General features: G+C 57.6%; 11 protein-coding genes and 1 pseudogene. 6 read left to right on the top strand and 6 right to left on the bottom strand.

Annotated features, from left to right (window positions below; translation table 11 throughout):
* Positions 1-78 precede the first annotated feature (78 nt).
* A complete protein-coding gene (gene pabB, locus ACZ5RI_RS06095; protein ID WP_464515223.1) occupies positions 79-1,860 on the top strand; it encodes an aminodeoxychorismate synthase component I in 1,782 nt (593 codons plus the stop codon).
* 113 nt (positions 1,861-1,973) lie between these two features.
* On the top strand, positions 1,974-2,222 hold the full coding sequence (locus ACZ5RI_RS06090; protein ID WP_464515222.1) for a hypothetical protein: 249 nt from the start codon (positions 1,974-1,976) through the stop codon (positions 2,220-2,222).
* A gap of 143 nt (positions 2,223-2,365) precedes the next feature.
* Here the strand turns inward: ACZ5RI_RS06090 and ACZ5RI_RS06085 are convergent, their stop codons facing one another.
* Positions 2,366-3,064, bottom strand: coding sequence for a ceramidase domain-containing protein (locus ACZ5RI_RS06085; RefSeq protein WP_464515221.1), 699 nt, complete (start codon positions 3,062-3,064; stop codon positions 2,366-2,368).
* A 158-nt stretch (positions 3,065-3,222) separates the two neighbouring features.
* Positions 3,223-4,623, bottom strand: a complete 1,401-nt coding sequence (gene ahcY / locus ACZ5RI_RS06080; protein WP_464515220.1) for an adenosylhomocysteinase — start codon at positions 4,621-4,623, stop codon at positions 3,223-3,225.
* A gap of 260 nt (positions 4,624-4,883) precedes the next feature.
* Between ahcY and ACZ5RI_RS06075 the strand changes: the two genes are divergently transcribed.
* The 4 genes and pseudogenes from ACZ5RI_RS06075 (at position 4,884) to ACZ5RI_RS06060 (ending at position 9,389) form a co-directional block, all read left to right on the top strand.
* Positions 4,884-5,207, top strand: coding sequence for a hypothetical protein (locus tag ACZ5RI_RS06075; RefSeq protein WP_464515219.1), 324 nt, complete (start codon positions 4,884-4,886; stop codon positions 5,205-5,207).
* A gap of 564 nt (positions 5,208-5,771) precedes the next feature.
* Positions 5,772-7,979 (top strand): annotated as a pseudogene (pflB, locus tag ACZ5RI_RS06070) (formate C-acetyltransferase).
* Between the two features lie 223 nt (positions 7,980-8,202).
* Positions 8,203-8,931, top strand: a complete 729-nt coding sequence (gene pflA / locus ACZ5RI_RS06065; protein WP_464515218.1) for a pyruvate formate-lyase-activating protein — start codon at positions 8,203-8,205, stop codon at positions 8,929-8,931.
* A 221-nt stretch (positions 8,932-9,152) separates the two neighbouring features.
* The gene (locus ACZ5RI_RS06060; protein ID WP_464515217.1) at positions 9,153-9,389 is read left to right on the top strand and encodes a hypothetical protein; all 237 of its coding nucleotides are present in this window, start codon (positions 9,153-9,155) and stop codon (positions 9,387-9,389) included.
* A gap of 18 nt (positions 9,390-9,407) precedes the next feature.
* Here the strand turns inward: ACZ5RI_RS06060 and ACZ5RI_RS06055 are convergent, their stop codons facing one another.
* The 4 genes from ACZ5RI_RS06055 to ACZ5RI_RS06040 form a co-directional block, all read right to left on the bottom strand.
* Positions 9,408-10,142 (bottom strand): TraB/GumN family protein, encoded by a 735-nt coding sequence (locus tag ACZ5RI_RS06055; protein ID WP_464515216.1) that lies wholly within the window; start codon positions 10,140-10,142, stop codon positions 9,408-9,410.
* Positions 10,143-10,725: 583 nt separating this feature from the next.
* Positions 10,726-11,667, bottom strand: coding sequence for a TraB/GumN family protein (locus tag ACZ5RI_RS06050; protein WP_464515215.1), 942 nt, complete (start codon positions 11,665-11,667; stop codon positions 10,726-10,728).
* Positions 11,664-11,945, bottom strand: coding sequence for an HPr family phosphocarrier protein (locus tag ACZ5RI_RS06045; RefSeq protein ID WP_464515214.1), 282 nt, complete (start codon positions 11,943-11,945; stop codon positions 11,664-11,666). The genes ACZ5RI_RS06050 and ACZ5RI_RS06045 overlap by 4 nt, the downstream gene beginning before the upstream one ends.
* Positions 11,942-12,349: a PTS sugar transporter subunit IIA gene (locus ACZ5RI_RS06040; RefSeq protein ID WP_464515213.1), complete on the bottom strand. Its 408-nt coding sequence runs from the start codon at positions 12,347-12,349 to the stop codon at positions 11,942-11,944. Before ACZ5RI_RS06040 ends, ACZ5RI_RS06045 begins: the two co-directional genes overlap by 4 nt.
* Positions 12,350-12,363: the final 14 nt, after the last annotated feature.

The following is a 12,363-nucleotide window of genomic DNA, read 5'->3' as shown; positions in this document are numbered from 1 at the left end:
AAGGCATAAGCGGGAATATCCATAAGGACTATTTCGTGCGATTACTCGAATGCCCTTGGGATTGTTTGGAAATCCTTCATGCTTGAACCGTCCATTCTTTTTGATGACGCCGCACATGGCAGGTTTCGCGCCTTCTTTCAGCCGCGGGGAATCATCACCACCTGCAACCCTGAGGATGTGCCGGCAGTCCTTGGCGCGCTCGAAACCGTGCGTGAAATGGGCCTTTATGCGGCAGGCTATTTTTCGTACGAGCTGGGTTTTGCGCTGGAACCGAAGTTGCGTCAGGTGCTGCCCCTTCAGCGTGAGGTCCCTTTGTTGTGGTTCGGCGTCTTCGATGCCCCGCAAAAAATCGACAACATTGAAGCCGCTTTTGACATATGGTGCCACGGTCGCGCCTATGCTGGCCCCTTACACTATCTGTGGGATCAGGCCCGTTATCGCGAACGCTTTACCCGCGTGCGCCAACTGATCGCAGCGGGCGATTTATATGAAGCAAACCTTACTTTTCAGGCCGAATTTTCCTTCGTCGGCGATCCGATGGCACTGTACCGCAGTCTGCGTGCCGGTTCCGCCGCGCCCCATGGCGCTTATATCAACGATGGCGCGCGCGTCATTCTCAGCCTGTCGCCGGAACTGTTTTTCGATATCCGTCAGGGCACCATCACCACCCGGCCGATGAAAGGCACCGCCCCGCGCATGCACAGCCCGCGCGAGGATCAGATGATGCACGATGTGCTGTTCAACAGCGCCAAGGACCGGGCTGAAAACCTGATGATCGTCGATCTGATGCGCAACGATTTGAGCCGCATCGCCCAGGCTGGCAGCGTTGAAACCTCCAATCTGTTTGCCATCGAATCCTATCCCACGGTGCACCAGATGGTCTCGACCGTGACGGCGCAGACAAAGGTCGGCATTTCGGTCAACGATATGGTACGGGCGCTGTTTCCCTGTGGTTCGATCACCGGGGCGCCCAAAATCCGCGCCATGGAGGTGCTGCAGGATGTCGAGGATGGCCCACGTGGCGTCTATACCGGCGCGATCGGCTATTTCAGCCCCAAAGGCGATGCCCAGTTTAATGTTGCAATCCGCACACTGACCATTCCTGGCACCTGCCGTGATGACTTTCAAACTGTCGGCACCACCGGGCGGCTCGGCATCGGCGGCGCGGTGGTCTATGATTCCGATGCGACCAGCGAATATGCCGAGTGCCTGCTCAAATCGCGCTATATGACACTGAACCACCAGCCGCTGGAACTGATCGAAACCCTGCGCTTCACCCCGGCGGAAGGCTTCATCCGCCAGCCGCTGCATCTGGCACGCATGGCCAATTCCGCAGGCTATTTCCGCATCCCGTTTGACGAAAATGCCGCCCATCAGGCGCTCAGCAACGCCGTAGCCGCCGCGCAAGGCCCCTTACGCGTGCGCCTGGTGGTGAATGAAGCCGGGACCTTTAGCGCCTCCACCGCCCTGCTTGGGCCCACGCCCACCGTCTGGACCTATGCGATGTCGCCCAAACCGGTGGCCAGCAGCGATCTGTTTGCCCGCCACAAAACCAACCTGCGCGGCCTGTACGAGGGGGAACATGCCCGCCTCAGCAATCTTTCCGGCTGCGACGAAGTGCTGTTTTGTAACGAACGCGGCGAACTGGCCGAAGGCAGCCGTAGCAACATCTTCGTCAGACGCGATGGCAAACTTCTGACCCCGCCCTTGTCTGCCGGAGCGCTGGATGGCTGTTTACGCCGTGAACTGATCGAAATGGGACAAGCCGTGGAAACCATATTGACACCTGCCGATCTGGCTGGTGACGTTCTGGTCGGCAATTCGCTGCGTGGCCTGATACCAGCCGTTCCTATTGTCTGACGGTTATGATCTAATGCCCGGCAAACGGGGATGGATAAGAGCTTGAAGGGCTTACAGCAGGCATATATTCTCGCCCGTGTGCACACATATAAGCCTAATCGCGGAGATACAGCATGAGCGAAACAGAACAGACCGGCGATCGGATCGTTGCTGGCATTCGGATGGACAAGCGGACCCTGAAAATTCTGAAAGGGATCGCAGAATATCTGGAAGTGCCCTTCGCCGATCTGGTCGAGGGGATGATCCTGCATAATTTTGAAGGCACCTGCCCGTTCAGCCCGGAAACCGTGCAAAAGATCGAAAAGCTCAAAGCGATCTACAATCTCGACACACCGGCCAAAGATCTGCTCAAGCTCTCCTGATACGTTTCATCGCATTTGCGGCCGATCGGTCGCCCCCCAAAGCCCCCTTCACCAGTTGAACGGGGGCTTTGCTATTGGCCCATAGCGCCAAAAGGAATGTATTTTAATAAAACAGAATCTACCGCAACTTTGACAAAGCAGCTTTATCCGCGGGCCCAGCCGCCGGGCCGCGTCAGCCCGGTCAGCATCACCAGCGCCAGATAGGCCGCCAGTGACAGGAACGTGTGCCAGATGAAATGGCTGCCGAACGGCACCCAGCCACAGGTGAACAGATCGACCGAGCGCCCCGTCGCCGCGATCAGACCGCAGATCAGAGCATAGACACCAATGCGGGCCGCCGATGCATTACGCCGCCCAGTGGCCGCAATCAGCATCAGGCCAAAAATTGTCACCAGCACGAAGAAGGGCACAAAGACGAAGCGGTGAACCAGCTCGCCGCCGACCAGCGCCGCGCCACGGAATCCCGCAATAAAACTGCCCACCGCCAGCAGAACGAACCCCAGTGCGCCAAAGATACCAACCCAGCGACCGCACAGCCCCTCGATCCAGACGCCGATCAGCACAATCAGAAAAGCCACCCCAGACCAGCCATCCAGCGCCAGTGTGAGGGGGGTGCGCACCCCGTGCCAGGCAAAACTGCCAAAAGCGGTCATGAACAGCAGAATGACCAGCAGCCACTGCCCAGCCGTGGCCGCACGGCGCCGCAGCAGCAACCGGGTTGCCGCCAGTGCGGCAATCAGAATGAAGATGTTGGTGAAAAAATTTACCGGCTCGGCAATGACAAAGCTGCCGAAGCTCATCGGGTGTGCGGTCTCGCAATAGATCGGCAGAGGTGGTTGCATAGCAACTCCCAAGCAGGCAGGGGACCTAAGCGTAGCAGAAAGACACGCCTTGTCTGCCGCCACCAGATCACATTGTTTTGTATAGCGCTATAGCGTGAAAATGAAAACGGCGCCGGTTCCCCGGCGCCGTTTTGCATATGGGATCACTTAAGCCGATCTTAGTAGCGGTAGGTTTCCGCCTTGAAGGGGCCTGCCACCGTCACGCCGATATAATCGGCCTGCTTCTTCGACAGTTCGGTCAGCGTAGCGCCGACCTTTTTGAGGTGCAGCGAAGCAACCTTTTCGTCGAGGTTCTTGGGCAGGGTGTAAACACCAATCGGATATTCCGTCGGCTTGGTGAACAGTTCGATCTGGGCCAGCGACTGGTTGGTGAAGGACGCGCTCATCACAAAGCTGGGGTGCCCCGTGGCGCAACCGAGGTTGACCAGACGGCCCTGCGCCAAAAGGATGATACGGTGACCATCCGCAAACTCGATCTCGTCGACCTGCGGCTTGATGTTGTTCCATTTGAGGTTCTGCAGCGCAGCGACCTGAATTTCCGAGTCGAAATGGCCGATGTTGCAGACAATGGCCCGGTCCTTCATCGCGCGCATATGCTCGATGGTGATGATGTCGACATTGCCGGTGCAGGTGACAAAGATGTCGGCGCGCGGGGCGGCCTGCTCCATGGTGACGACTTCATAGCCTTCCATCGCCGCCTGCAGGGCGCAGATCGGATCGACTTCAGAGACCAGCACGCGGCAACCGGCATTGCGTAAACTGGCGGCAGATCCCTTGCCGACATCGCCATAACCGCAGACCATGGCGACCTTGCCCGACATCATCACGTCGGTGGCGCGACGGATACCGTCGACCAGCGATTCACGGCAGCCATACAGATTATCGAACTTCGACTTGGTCACGCTGTCATTGACGTTGATGGCGGGGAACAGCAACTTGCCGTCCTTGGCCATCTGATACAGACGATGCACGCCCGTGGTGGTTTCTTCGGTCACGCCACGGATATTCTTGGCGATGGCATGATAGAAACCGGGCTTGGAGGCCAGACGCTGCTTGATCGCGGCGAACAGGACTTCTTCTTCCTCACAGGTCGCATGATCGAGGAACGCGGTATCGCCGTCTTCAGCGCGCACGCCAAGATGGATCAGGAGCGTGGCATCGCCACCATCATCGAGGATCATGTTGGGCGTGCCACCATCAGACCATTCAAAGATCTTATGGGTGTATTCCCAATATTCGGGCAGGCTCTCGCCCTTGATGGCGAAGACCGGCGTACCACTGGCCGCAATCGCGGCAGCGGCGTGATCCTGGGTCGAGTAGATATTGCACGACGCCCAACGCACATCCGCGCCGAGGGCCTTCAGCGTTTCGATCAGCACAGCGGTCTGAATCGTCATGTGCAGGGAGCCGGCGACGCGTGCCCCTTTCAGCGGCTGGCTCGGACCGAATTCCTCGCGCGTGGCCATCAGACCGGGCATTTCGGTCTCGGCAATGTCGAGTTCCTTGCGGCCCCAATCGGCCAGGGCAATGTCTTTTACAATATAGTCAGTTGAGGGCATTTTCGCGGTTTCCCTTGCAAAACAGTTGCTCGGCTATAGCAGGATGGCACCGGGGCGGCAAGAACATATAAAGAAATATGCATGTCTTTATCCGTCGCGGTAAAGAAACTCTAACACCCACCGCTTAAAAGCCCCTTATGCCCACAATCGAGGCTATGGCGGTGGCACATTTAGCGTTATACTAGAGTGTATTATCCATATTGCTTTGCCCTGCCGCGTAACGGCACTGCTGTAAATGCGCCAACCATGGGAGACCGCCGATGGTAAAGCCTTTGCCGCTCTGGATTTTAGGCACCACAATCGCCCTTTTGGCCGCCACACCACTGGCCGCACAGGAGAAGGGCCAATTTAATGGCTTCCTCTACGAGGTGCTTGATGCCATCGGAACCGAGGATGAAGGCCCGATCTATTTCCTGCAGCAATTTAATGGCACCGACCTGCCCATCCTGAAAAAAGCCACCAAGGGCCGTGAAGACGACACCTTGCAGACACTGATCGGCAAGAAGGTCACGATCGAGGGCAATATGCTCGGCCAATCGATCGAATATAAGCGGATTGCCCCCTACACCGCGGCCAAACCGTAAGCCAAACACCCTGAAAAACACCCAAAGGAATCGCCCGAGGCCGCGCGTGCGCCTCGGGCCTGTCATAATGCCACCTGCGGCGGTGTTTTTAGGGTTACTCCCGTATAAATGGCCATCCTGCGGCATGTTCGACCTAAGCATCTGCGCAAGCGTGATTTTTCCAGAATATGGGATAAAATCGATCACGAGGGGTGCGGGTGGAAGGGGCAAAAAAACACCCATCTGCGGCTGCATGTCGCAACAAGGCGCACCCAGTCAAATATCCTCAATAAAAACAAGTATTTTCCATACCGCATTTCAATTTTATCCTGTTTTTTCAGGATTATTTATCCTTTAAGACACCCAGCTCAGCCCACCCGTCACGCTTGCAAAAATGACGCATACTAAATACTTCTATGACATGACAGCCGATGCTAGAGACGGGCAAACAACCGCGCTTTAGCGGGTGGAAATTTTTATCTCTAGGAGGTATCGAAGTGGATCTTACCGGACAGACAACTGCCGCGAAGGATTCCGTCCGTACCAAGGGAAGCCGCCAAACAGCTTTCTTCTGCGAAGGAATTTTTGGGCACGACCTGGAAAAAGGAAATCGACGTTCGCGATTTCATCCAGCATAACGTTACCCCGTACTATGGTGACGAGTCCTTCCTGGCTCAGCCGACCGAACGCACCAAGGCGCTGTGGGCGGAAGTTGTTGAGCTGATGGCGCAGGAACGTGCCAAGGACGGCACGCTCGACATGGACACTAAGATTGTGTCCACCATTGTTTCGCACGAGCCTGGCTACATTGACGCCGCGCTGGAGGACCATTGTCGGCCTGCAGACCGACAAGCCCTTAAAGCGCGCCATGATGCCCTATGGCGGCATCCGTATCGCTGAAAAGGCGATGGAAGCCTATGGCTATCATGTCGACCCTCAGGTGCATGACTTCTTCTTCAAATATCGCAAGACCCACAATGATGGCGTCTTCGACGTGTATCCGGAGAATGTCCGCAAGGCCCGTTCCTCGCACATCCTGACCGGCCTGCCGGATGGTTATGGCCGTGGCCGCATCATCGGCGGACTATCGCCGTATTGCCCTGTACGGTATCGATCGCCTGATTGCCGACCGCAAGGAACAGTTCCTGCTGCTCGACAGCCCGATCACCGAAGAAACCATTCGCGCCCGTGAAGAGCTGGCCGAGCAGGTCAAGGCCCTCAAGGAACTCAAGGCGATGGCCAAGGGCTATGGCTTTGACATCTCCAAGCCGGCCTCCAATGCCAAAGAAGCCATCCAGTGGACCTATTTCGGTTATCTGGGTGCGGTGAAGGAACAGACGGCGCCGCCATGTCGCTGGGCCGTGTCTCGACCTTCCTCGACATCTTCATCGAACGCGATCTGGCCGCTGGCGTCATCACGGAATCGGAAGCTCAGGAATTCATCGACCATCTGGTGATGAAGCTGCGCATGGTCCGTTTCGCCCGTACGCCGGAATACAATGACCTGTTCTCGGGCGACCCGACCTGGGTGACCGAGTCCTTAGGTGGCATGGGCATCGACGGCCGTCCGCTGGTCACCAAGACCAGCTTCCGTTTCCTGCACACGCTGACCCAACATCGGGCCGGCGCCGGAACCGAACCTGACCGTGCTGTGGTCGAAGAACCTGCCGGAAGCGTGGAAGAAATACGCTGCCAACGTCTCGATCAAGACCAGCTCGATTCAGTACGAAAACGACGACCTGATGCGCCAGTATTGGGGTGACGACTACGGCATTGCCTGCTGCGTCTCCGCCATGCGTATCGGCAAGCAGATGCAGTTCTTCGGTGCCCGCGCCAACCTGGCCAAAACGCTCCTGTACGCAATCAATGGCGGCAAGGACGAATTGTTCGGGCGAGCAGATCGGTCCGAAGATGGAAGCGATCACTTCCGAGTACCTCGACTACAACGAGGTCATGGAAAAGTTCGACGTGATGATGGACTACCTGGCGGGCGTTTACATGGATGCCCTCAACATCATCCACTTCATGCACGACAAGTATTGCTACGAACGTATCGAGATGGCGCTGCATGACCGTGACATCCTTCGCACCATGGCTTGCGGCATCGCCGGCCTGTCGGTTGCGGCGGACTCGCTGTCGGCCATCAAGTTTGCCAAGGTCAAACCGATCCGCAACGAAAAGGGCATCGCCGTCGATTTCCAGACCGAAGGTGACTACCCCTGCTATGGTAACAACGACGAGCGCGTTGATAGCATTGCTGTGGATCTGGTCGAACGCTTCATGCACAAGCTGCAGTCGAAGCCGACCTATCGTGGCGCGGTGCATACCCAGTCGATCCTGACCATCACCTCCAACGTGGTGTATGGCAAGAAGACCGGCACGACCCCGGACGGCCGTCAGGTCGGTGTGCCGCTGGCACCGGGTGCCAACCCGATGCATGGCCGCGACAAGAAGGGCGCTCTCGCCTCGCTGTCGTCGGTTGCCAAGCTGCCCTACAAATATGCGCAGGACGGCATCTCCAACACCTTCTCGATCGTCCCCGGCGCGCTGGGTAAGACCGAAGGTGAACGCATCGACAACCTGGCCGGTATGCTGGACGGTTATTTCGCCAAGATGGCTCACCATTTGAACGTCAACGTGTTCAATCGTGAGACCCTGCTCGACGCCATGGATCACCCGGAGAAGTATCCGCAGCTGACCATCCGCGTTTCGGGTTATGCTGTGAACTTCATCAAGTTGACGAAGGAACAGCAGAAGGACGTCATCAGCCGCACCTTCCATCAGGCAATGTAATCGTCTGATCTAGATAAGTAATGAAACGGCACGGTGCAAACCGTGCCGTTTTTTTTACTGTTATGGCAGGCGGTAATCGACTTGAATGCGGTAGCAGAAATGCGTATTTTCCTTGAGTAATTTTCGTATCGCTTACGAGTCGGAAAGTACAAAAAGCTTCCTATTAAAAGCGGCGCTGAGGGTCAGGCCGCACGGTTCACCGGGAAGCGTTTAGGAGGCAGACATGGACGTCGAAGGTTATATTCATTCCGTCGTGGCCGGTGGTGGCGTCGATGGCCCCGGCATGCGCTTCGTCGTCTTCACGTCAGGCTGTCGCCTGCGTTGCCAATATTGCCACAACCCCGATTCCTGGATCATGGAGGATGGTGAAAAGACCACCACCTCCAAGCTGCTCAAGGAAATCGAGGGCTATCGTGAGTTTCTCGTCGGCAAGGGCGGCGTCACCGCTTCGGGTGGCGAACCACTGGCCCAGCCGGAATTCATCACGGCGCTGTTTCAGGGCTGTCAGGAGATGGGGCTGCACACCGCGCTCGACACCTCAGGCTTCCTGGGCGACAACGCGACCGCAGAGCTGCTTGACGCCACCAATCTGGTGCTGCTCGACATCAAGAATTTCGACCCCAAGGTTTACGAGACTGTCACCGGGGCGGAACTGGCCCCGACGCTGCGCTTTGCCGAGCGCCTGGCGGCGGAAAAGCGCCCGATGTGGCTGCGCTATGTGCTGGTGCCAGGGCTGACCGACGATATCGCAACCATCACCAAGCTGGCCAAATATGCCCGCGATCTTGGCAATGTTGAACGGGTTGAGGTGCTGCCCTTCCACAAGATGGGCGAACCCAAATGGGAAGCGCTGGGCTATGACTACAAGCTGAAAAATACCGAGCCGCCCACACCAGAAAAGACCGCCGAAGTCCGCGCAATTTTCTGGGCCGAGGGGGTTCCGGCCGTCTGATCCTTTCCCCCGTATAATTTCTCACCCAAAGCCCGCCGCAGCCCCACAAAAATATCGATACTGGGCGGCGGCGGCCGGGCAAAATTAACGCCTCGTCAACATTCCCTGACAAATAATGCTCAGAACGAAACAACCTTTACGTGTTATTTCGATTTGTTCCGTGCGTTGAAGCGATAGAACAAACGCCGTGATCTGCGGCCGTATGCGTTGGGGGACGCCATATGAAACTCACCACCGATCATTTCGAGGGGCTCGACGCACAGCTGGCCGCGCTGATCGACAGCGTCGCCGCCGGGGGCTTTCACGAAACCGCCGCCTTGCTACGCATGGCGCGGCTTGATTTGCGAACCCGGGCCTATGGTATCACCCCGGGGGAGCTGGACGCGCTGCTCTATTTCCTACGCCGCGACCATGACAAAAGCGCGAAGGTCAGACCTTCGCGCTTTGCCGAAAACTAATCCAAAAGACCAGATCGTTCAGGGGCCAGTGACCTTGAACCCCTCTACCCGCAGCAGGGCCGGAACACTATCCGGCCCGACCAGATGGCCGACACCAACCACGACAAGGACGTTCTTCTTGCCACCCGCCAGTGAAGCAATCTGCCGTGCCCAGTTCTGATTGCGCTCAGTCAGGAAGCGAGCCCTAAGGGCGGGATACAGCGCCATATCCGGGCTGATTGCGGCTTCGACGGCTGCGGCATCCCCCTTGCCCCACGCGTCAATCAACACCGTTTTTTCTGCATTAGCGCTATCGAAACCCTTCAGGCGGCTTTCCAGTAATTGCCGCTCGATGGCCGGATCAGACGGGGCCAGAAGAGCAATCTGCTGCTGAACAGTCTCAAGATAACGGACGGATTTGCCATCCTGCGCGGCCTGCCGCATCAGCGTCACATCTGGCCCGCAGACACTGAGACCAGACTGGCGCATCTGGGCCATGTCGAGCAACATCGCCACCAACCAGGGCCGTTTATCCGCCAAGGTAGCCTCGGACCATTTGTACTTACGCGCGACATCTTTGAGACGGGCTTGCGCATCAGCCGAAAGCACCGTGTTCAGATTTTGCCCAGCAGGCAGACTTCCGGCTGTATCACGCGCATTCGCCAGCGCATCTTCAAGCGCTCCCCCAACAGGGGCCTCGAATACGACAATGTCGGCAGACTGGAAGGCAGCCTTCACAGCCTCACTTTGCCAATCGATCTTTGCCGGCAGCATGTGCACAGATCCCAGAAGCGTAACAGAGCTTCCGTTGATGTCAGCATGCCACAAAGCGGGCGAGACATTTTGTGTGACCGGTTGCACACCTGGAGCGTACGGGGAAAAAACCTTCACCGGCTCCGTTTGTTGCCCCCGAAAAGCCCCCTGCATAGAGGACTGCTGCGTCGAGGCGGCAAGAGCCTGAGAGGCCGCATTAGCGCCCCCCGTCAGCAACATTCCCGCCGCTATGGCAGACAGACAGATACTGGCAGAAATACGAATTGCATGAATAAACCGGTTCATTCTCTTCTCCCATCCGCCTGGTACAGATCTGATAGAACCACCCTGCCCTGGCGCGCAGACAATGCCGACACAAAAACCTATACGGGCAAAAAATACCGTACACTCAATTAGAAACGCATTGGGAAAAATGTCCAGAAATTTTCGACCGAAAACACAGGACAAAACATCGCAAAAATCAACGAACACTTAAACGCCTGATTTTTGTGCAAGTAGCAGCCGACTACATTCTAATAAAACCAAAATAAACATACGGCGTAGTCACTGTGCTTTTACTAAACGTGCCTCAGTCCGTAGACCGTTAGGGCCCGGAGACTTTGCCCCCCTCTGCCCGCAGCAGGGCCGGAACACTATCCGGCCCGACCAGATGGCCGACACCGACCACGACAAGGACGTTCTTCTTGCCACCCGCCATGGCGGCAATCTGCCGTGCCCAGTTGCGATTACGATCGGTCAGAAACTGCGCCCGCAGCGCGGGATACTCCGTCATGTCCTGCCCTACAGCCGCATCGACAGCCTTGGCATCGCCCTTAGCCCAGGCGGTAACCAGCCCCTTCAGCTCGGCCACGGCATGGGGAAAATCCTCTAAACTATCTTCCAGCATCTGCCGTTCCGTCACCGGGTCGGTGGGTACCAGCAGCGCCATCTGCTGATCCACGGTCTCGAGATAGCCCAGGGTCTTGCCAGCGTCTTTGGACCGCTGCATCAGCACAAAATCCGGTCCGGCCTCGGTCATACCGGACTGGCGCATCACCGCGGTGTCAAGCAGCAGGGAAACCAGCCAGGGGCGTTTATCAGCCAGCGCCGCTTCAGACCAGTTGAGCTGCCTTACCACCTTGGCAAAATTCACCCGGGCCGCAGGCGACAGCTGCGCGGTCAGCGTCTGCCCAGCTGGCAGGGCGCCTTGCGTATCACGGGCCTTGGCCAGTGCAGTTTCCAGCGCGCTATCGACCGGAATTTCAAACACCACCACATCGGCAGCTTTAAACGCCGCCATCAGCTCCGGGGTTTGCCAATCGATCCCGGCAGGCAACACATGGACCGAGCCGAACAGCGTAACGCTGCCGCCCTTGCCCTGAACCCGCCACAGCGCCGGTTTGGCATGTATGGTGCGCGCTTGGGCGGCATTGGCCGCCAGCGCTGGCGCCGCTGACAGAGGTGCCAGCAGCAGAGCAATAAAACCTATAGCGGAGAAGACTTTTCGTAGCGGGGCGATCATGGCACCGAACGAGCAAGGCTTCATTCTTCTTCCCCGAATTTGGCCTCGATCAGGGCGAGGATGGCCTTGAGCGCTTCGGGGGCATCTTCACCTGCCGCCGAGATTTCCACCGTGCTGCCGACACCCGCCGCCAGCAGCATCAAACCCATGATCGAGCGTGCATCGACGCATTGGCCATCCCGGCTGACCGTGATGTGTGCGGTAAAGCGCGCCGCGGCTTCAACCAGCTTGGCCGATGCCCGGGCATGCAGTCCGCGCTTGTTGATAATTTTGGCCTTCGCCTGGACCCGTACCGCGCTCATACACCGCCACCTGCCAGATCAGCCGAACCGGCGCGCATATATTTGCGCCCGGCCTCGATTGCATCGCGCACGGCCACATCCAGCGGCATGGTGGTGCGGGCTTCCATCAGCTTGATCAGGCTGGGCAGATTGATACCCGCCAGCACTTCCACCTTGTTGGGCTCCAGCAAGGTCAGCGACAGATTACACGGCGTGCCACCGAACATATCGGTGGCGATCACCACGCCTTCGCCCAGATCGACCGCCTTGACCGCACCAGCGATTTCACGCTGCCGCCGTTCAATATCGTCTTCCGGACCGATGCAGACCGCACGCAAATGCGTCTGCGGCCCAACGACATGTTCCATGGCGCAAATAAATTCATGGGCCAGACGGCCATGCGTTACCAGAACTACACCGAGCATTACCATTCGCTCCA

This window comes from Micropepsis pineolensis (assembly GCF_055392125.1).
Note: the sequence above shows the minus strand (reverse complement) of the source record. Positions and strands in the feature narration are given on the sequence as shown.

Coding starts and splice junctions, on each gene's coding strand:
- ACZ5RI_RS06045 (WP_464515214.1), bottom strand. CDS start 11,945: ATGAGCGCGGTACGGGTCCAGGCGAAGGCCAAAATTATCAACAAGCGC.
- ACZ5RI_RS06075 (WP_464515219.1), top strand. CDS start 4,884: ATGGTAAAGCCTTTGCCGCTCTGGATTTTAGGCACCACAATCGCCCTT.
- pabB (WP_464515223.1), top strand. CDS start 79: ATGCTTGAACCGTCCATTCTTTTTGATGACGCCGCACATGGCAGGTTT.
- ACZ5RI_RS06055 (WP_464515216.1), bottom strand. CDS start 10,142: ATGCTGCCGGCAAAGATCGATTGGCAAAGTGAGGCTGTGAAGGCTGCC.
- ACZ5RI_RS06040 (WP_464515213.1), bottom strand. CDS start 12,349: ATGCTCGGTGTAGTTCTGGTAACGCATGGCCGTCTGGCCCATGAATTT.
- ACZ5RI_RS06085 (WP_464515221.1), bottom strand. CDS start 3,064: ATGCAACCACCTCTGCCGATCTATTGCGAGACCGCACACCCGATGAGC.
- pflA (WP_464515218.1), top strand. CDS start 8,203: ATGGACGTCGAAGGTTATATTCATTCCGTCGTGGCCGGTGGTGGCGTC.
- ACZ5RI_RS06090 (WP_464515222.1), top strand. CDS start 1,974: ATGAGCGAAACAGAACAGACCGGCGATCGGATCGTTGCTGGCATTCGG.
- ACZ5RI_RS06060 (WP_464515217.1), top strand. CDS start 9,153: ATGAAACTCACCACCGATCATTTCGAGGGGCTCGACGCACAGCTGGCC.
- ahcY (WP_464515220.1), bottom strand. CDS start 4,623: ATGCCCTCAACTGACTATATTGTAAAAGACATTGCCCTGGCCGATTGG.
- ACZ5RI_RS06050 (WP_464515215.1), bottom strand. CDS start 11,667: ATGAAGCCTTGCTCGTTCGGTGCCATGATCGCCCCGCTACGAAAAGTC.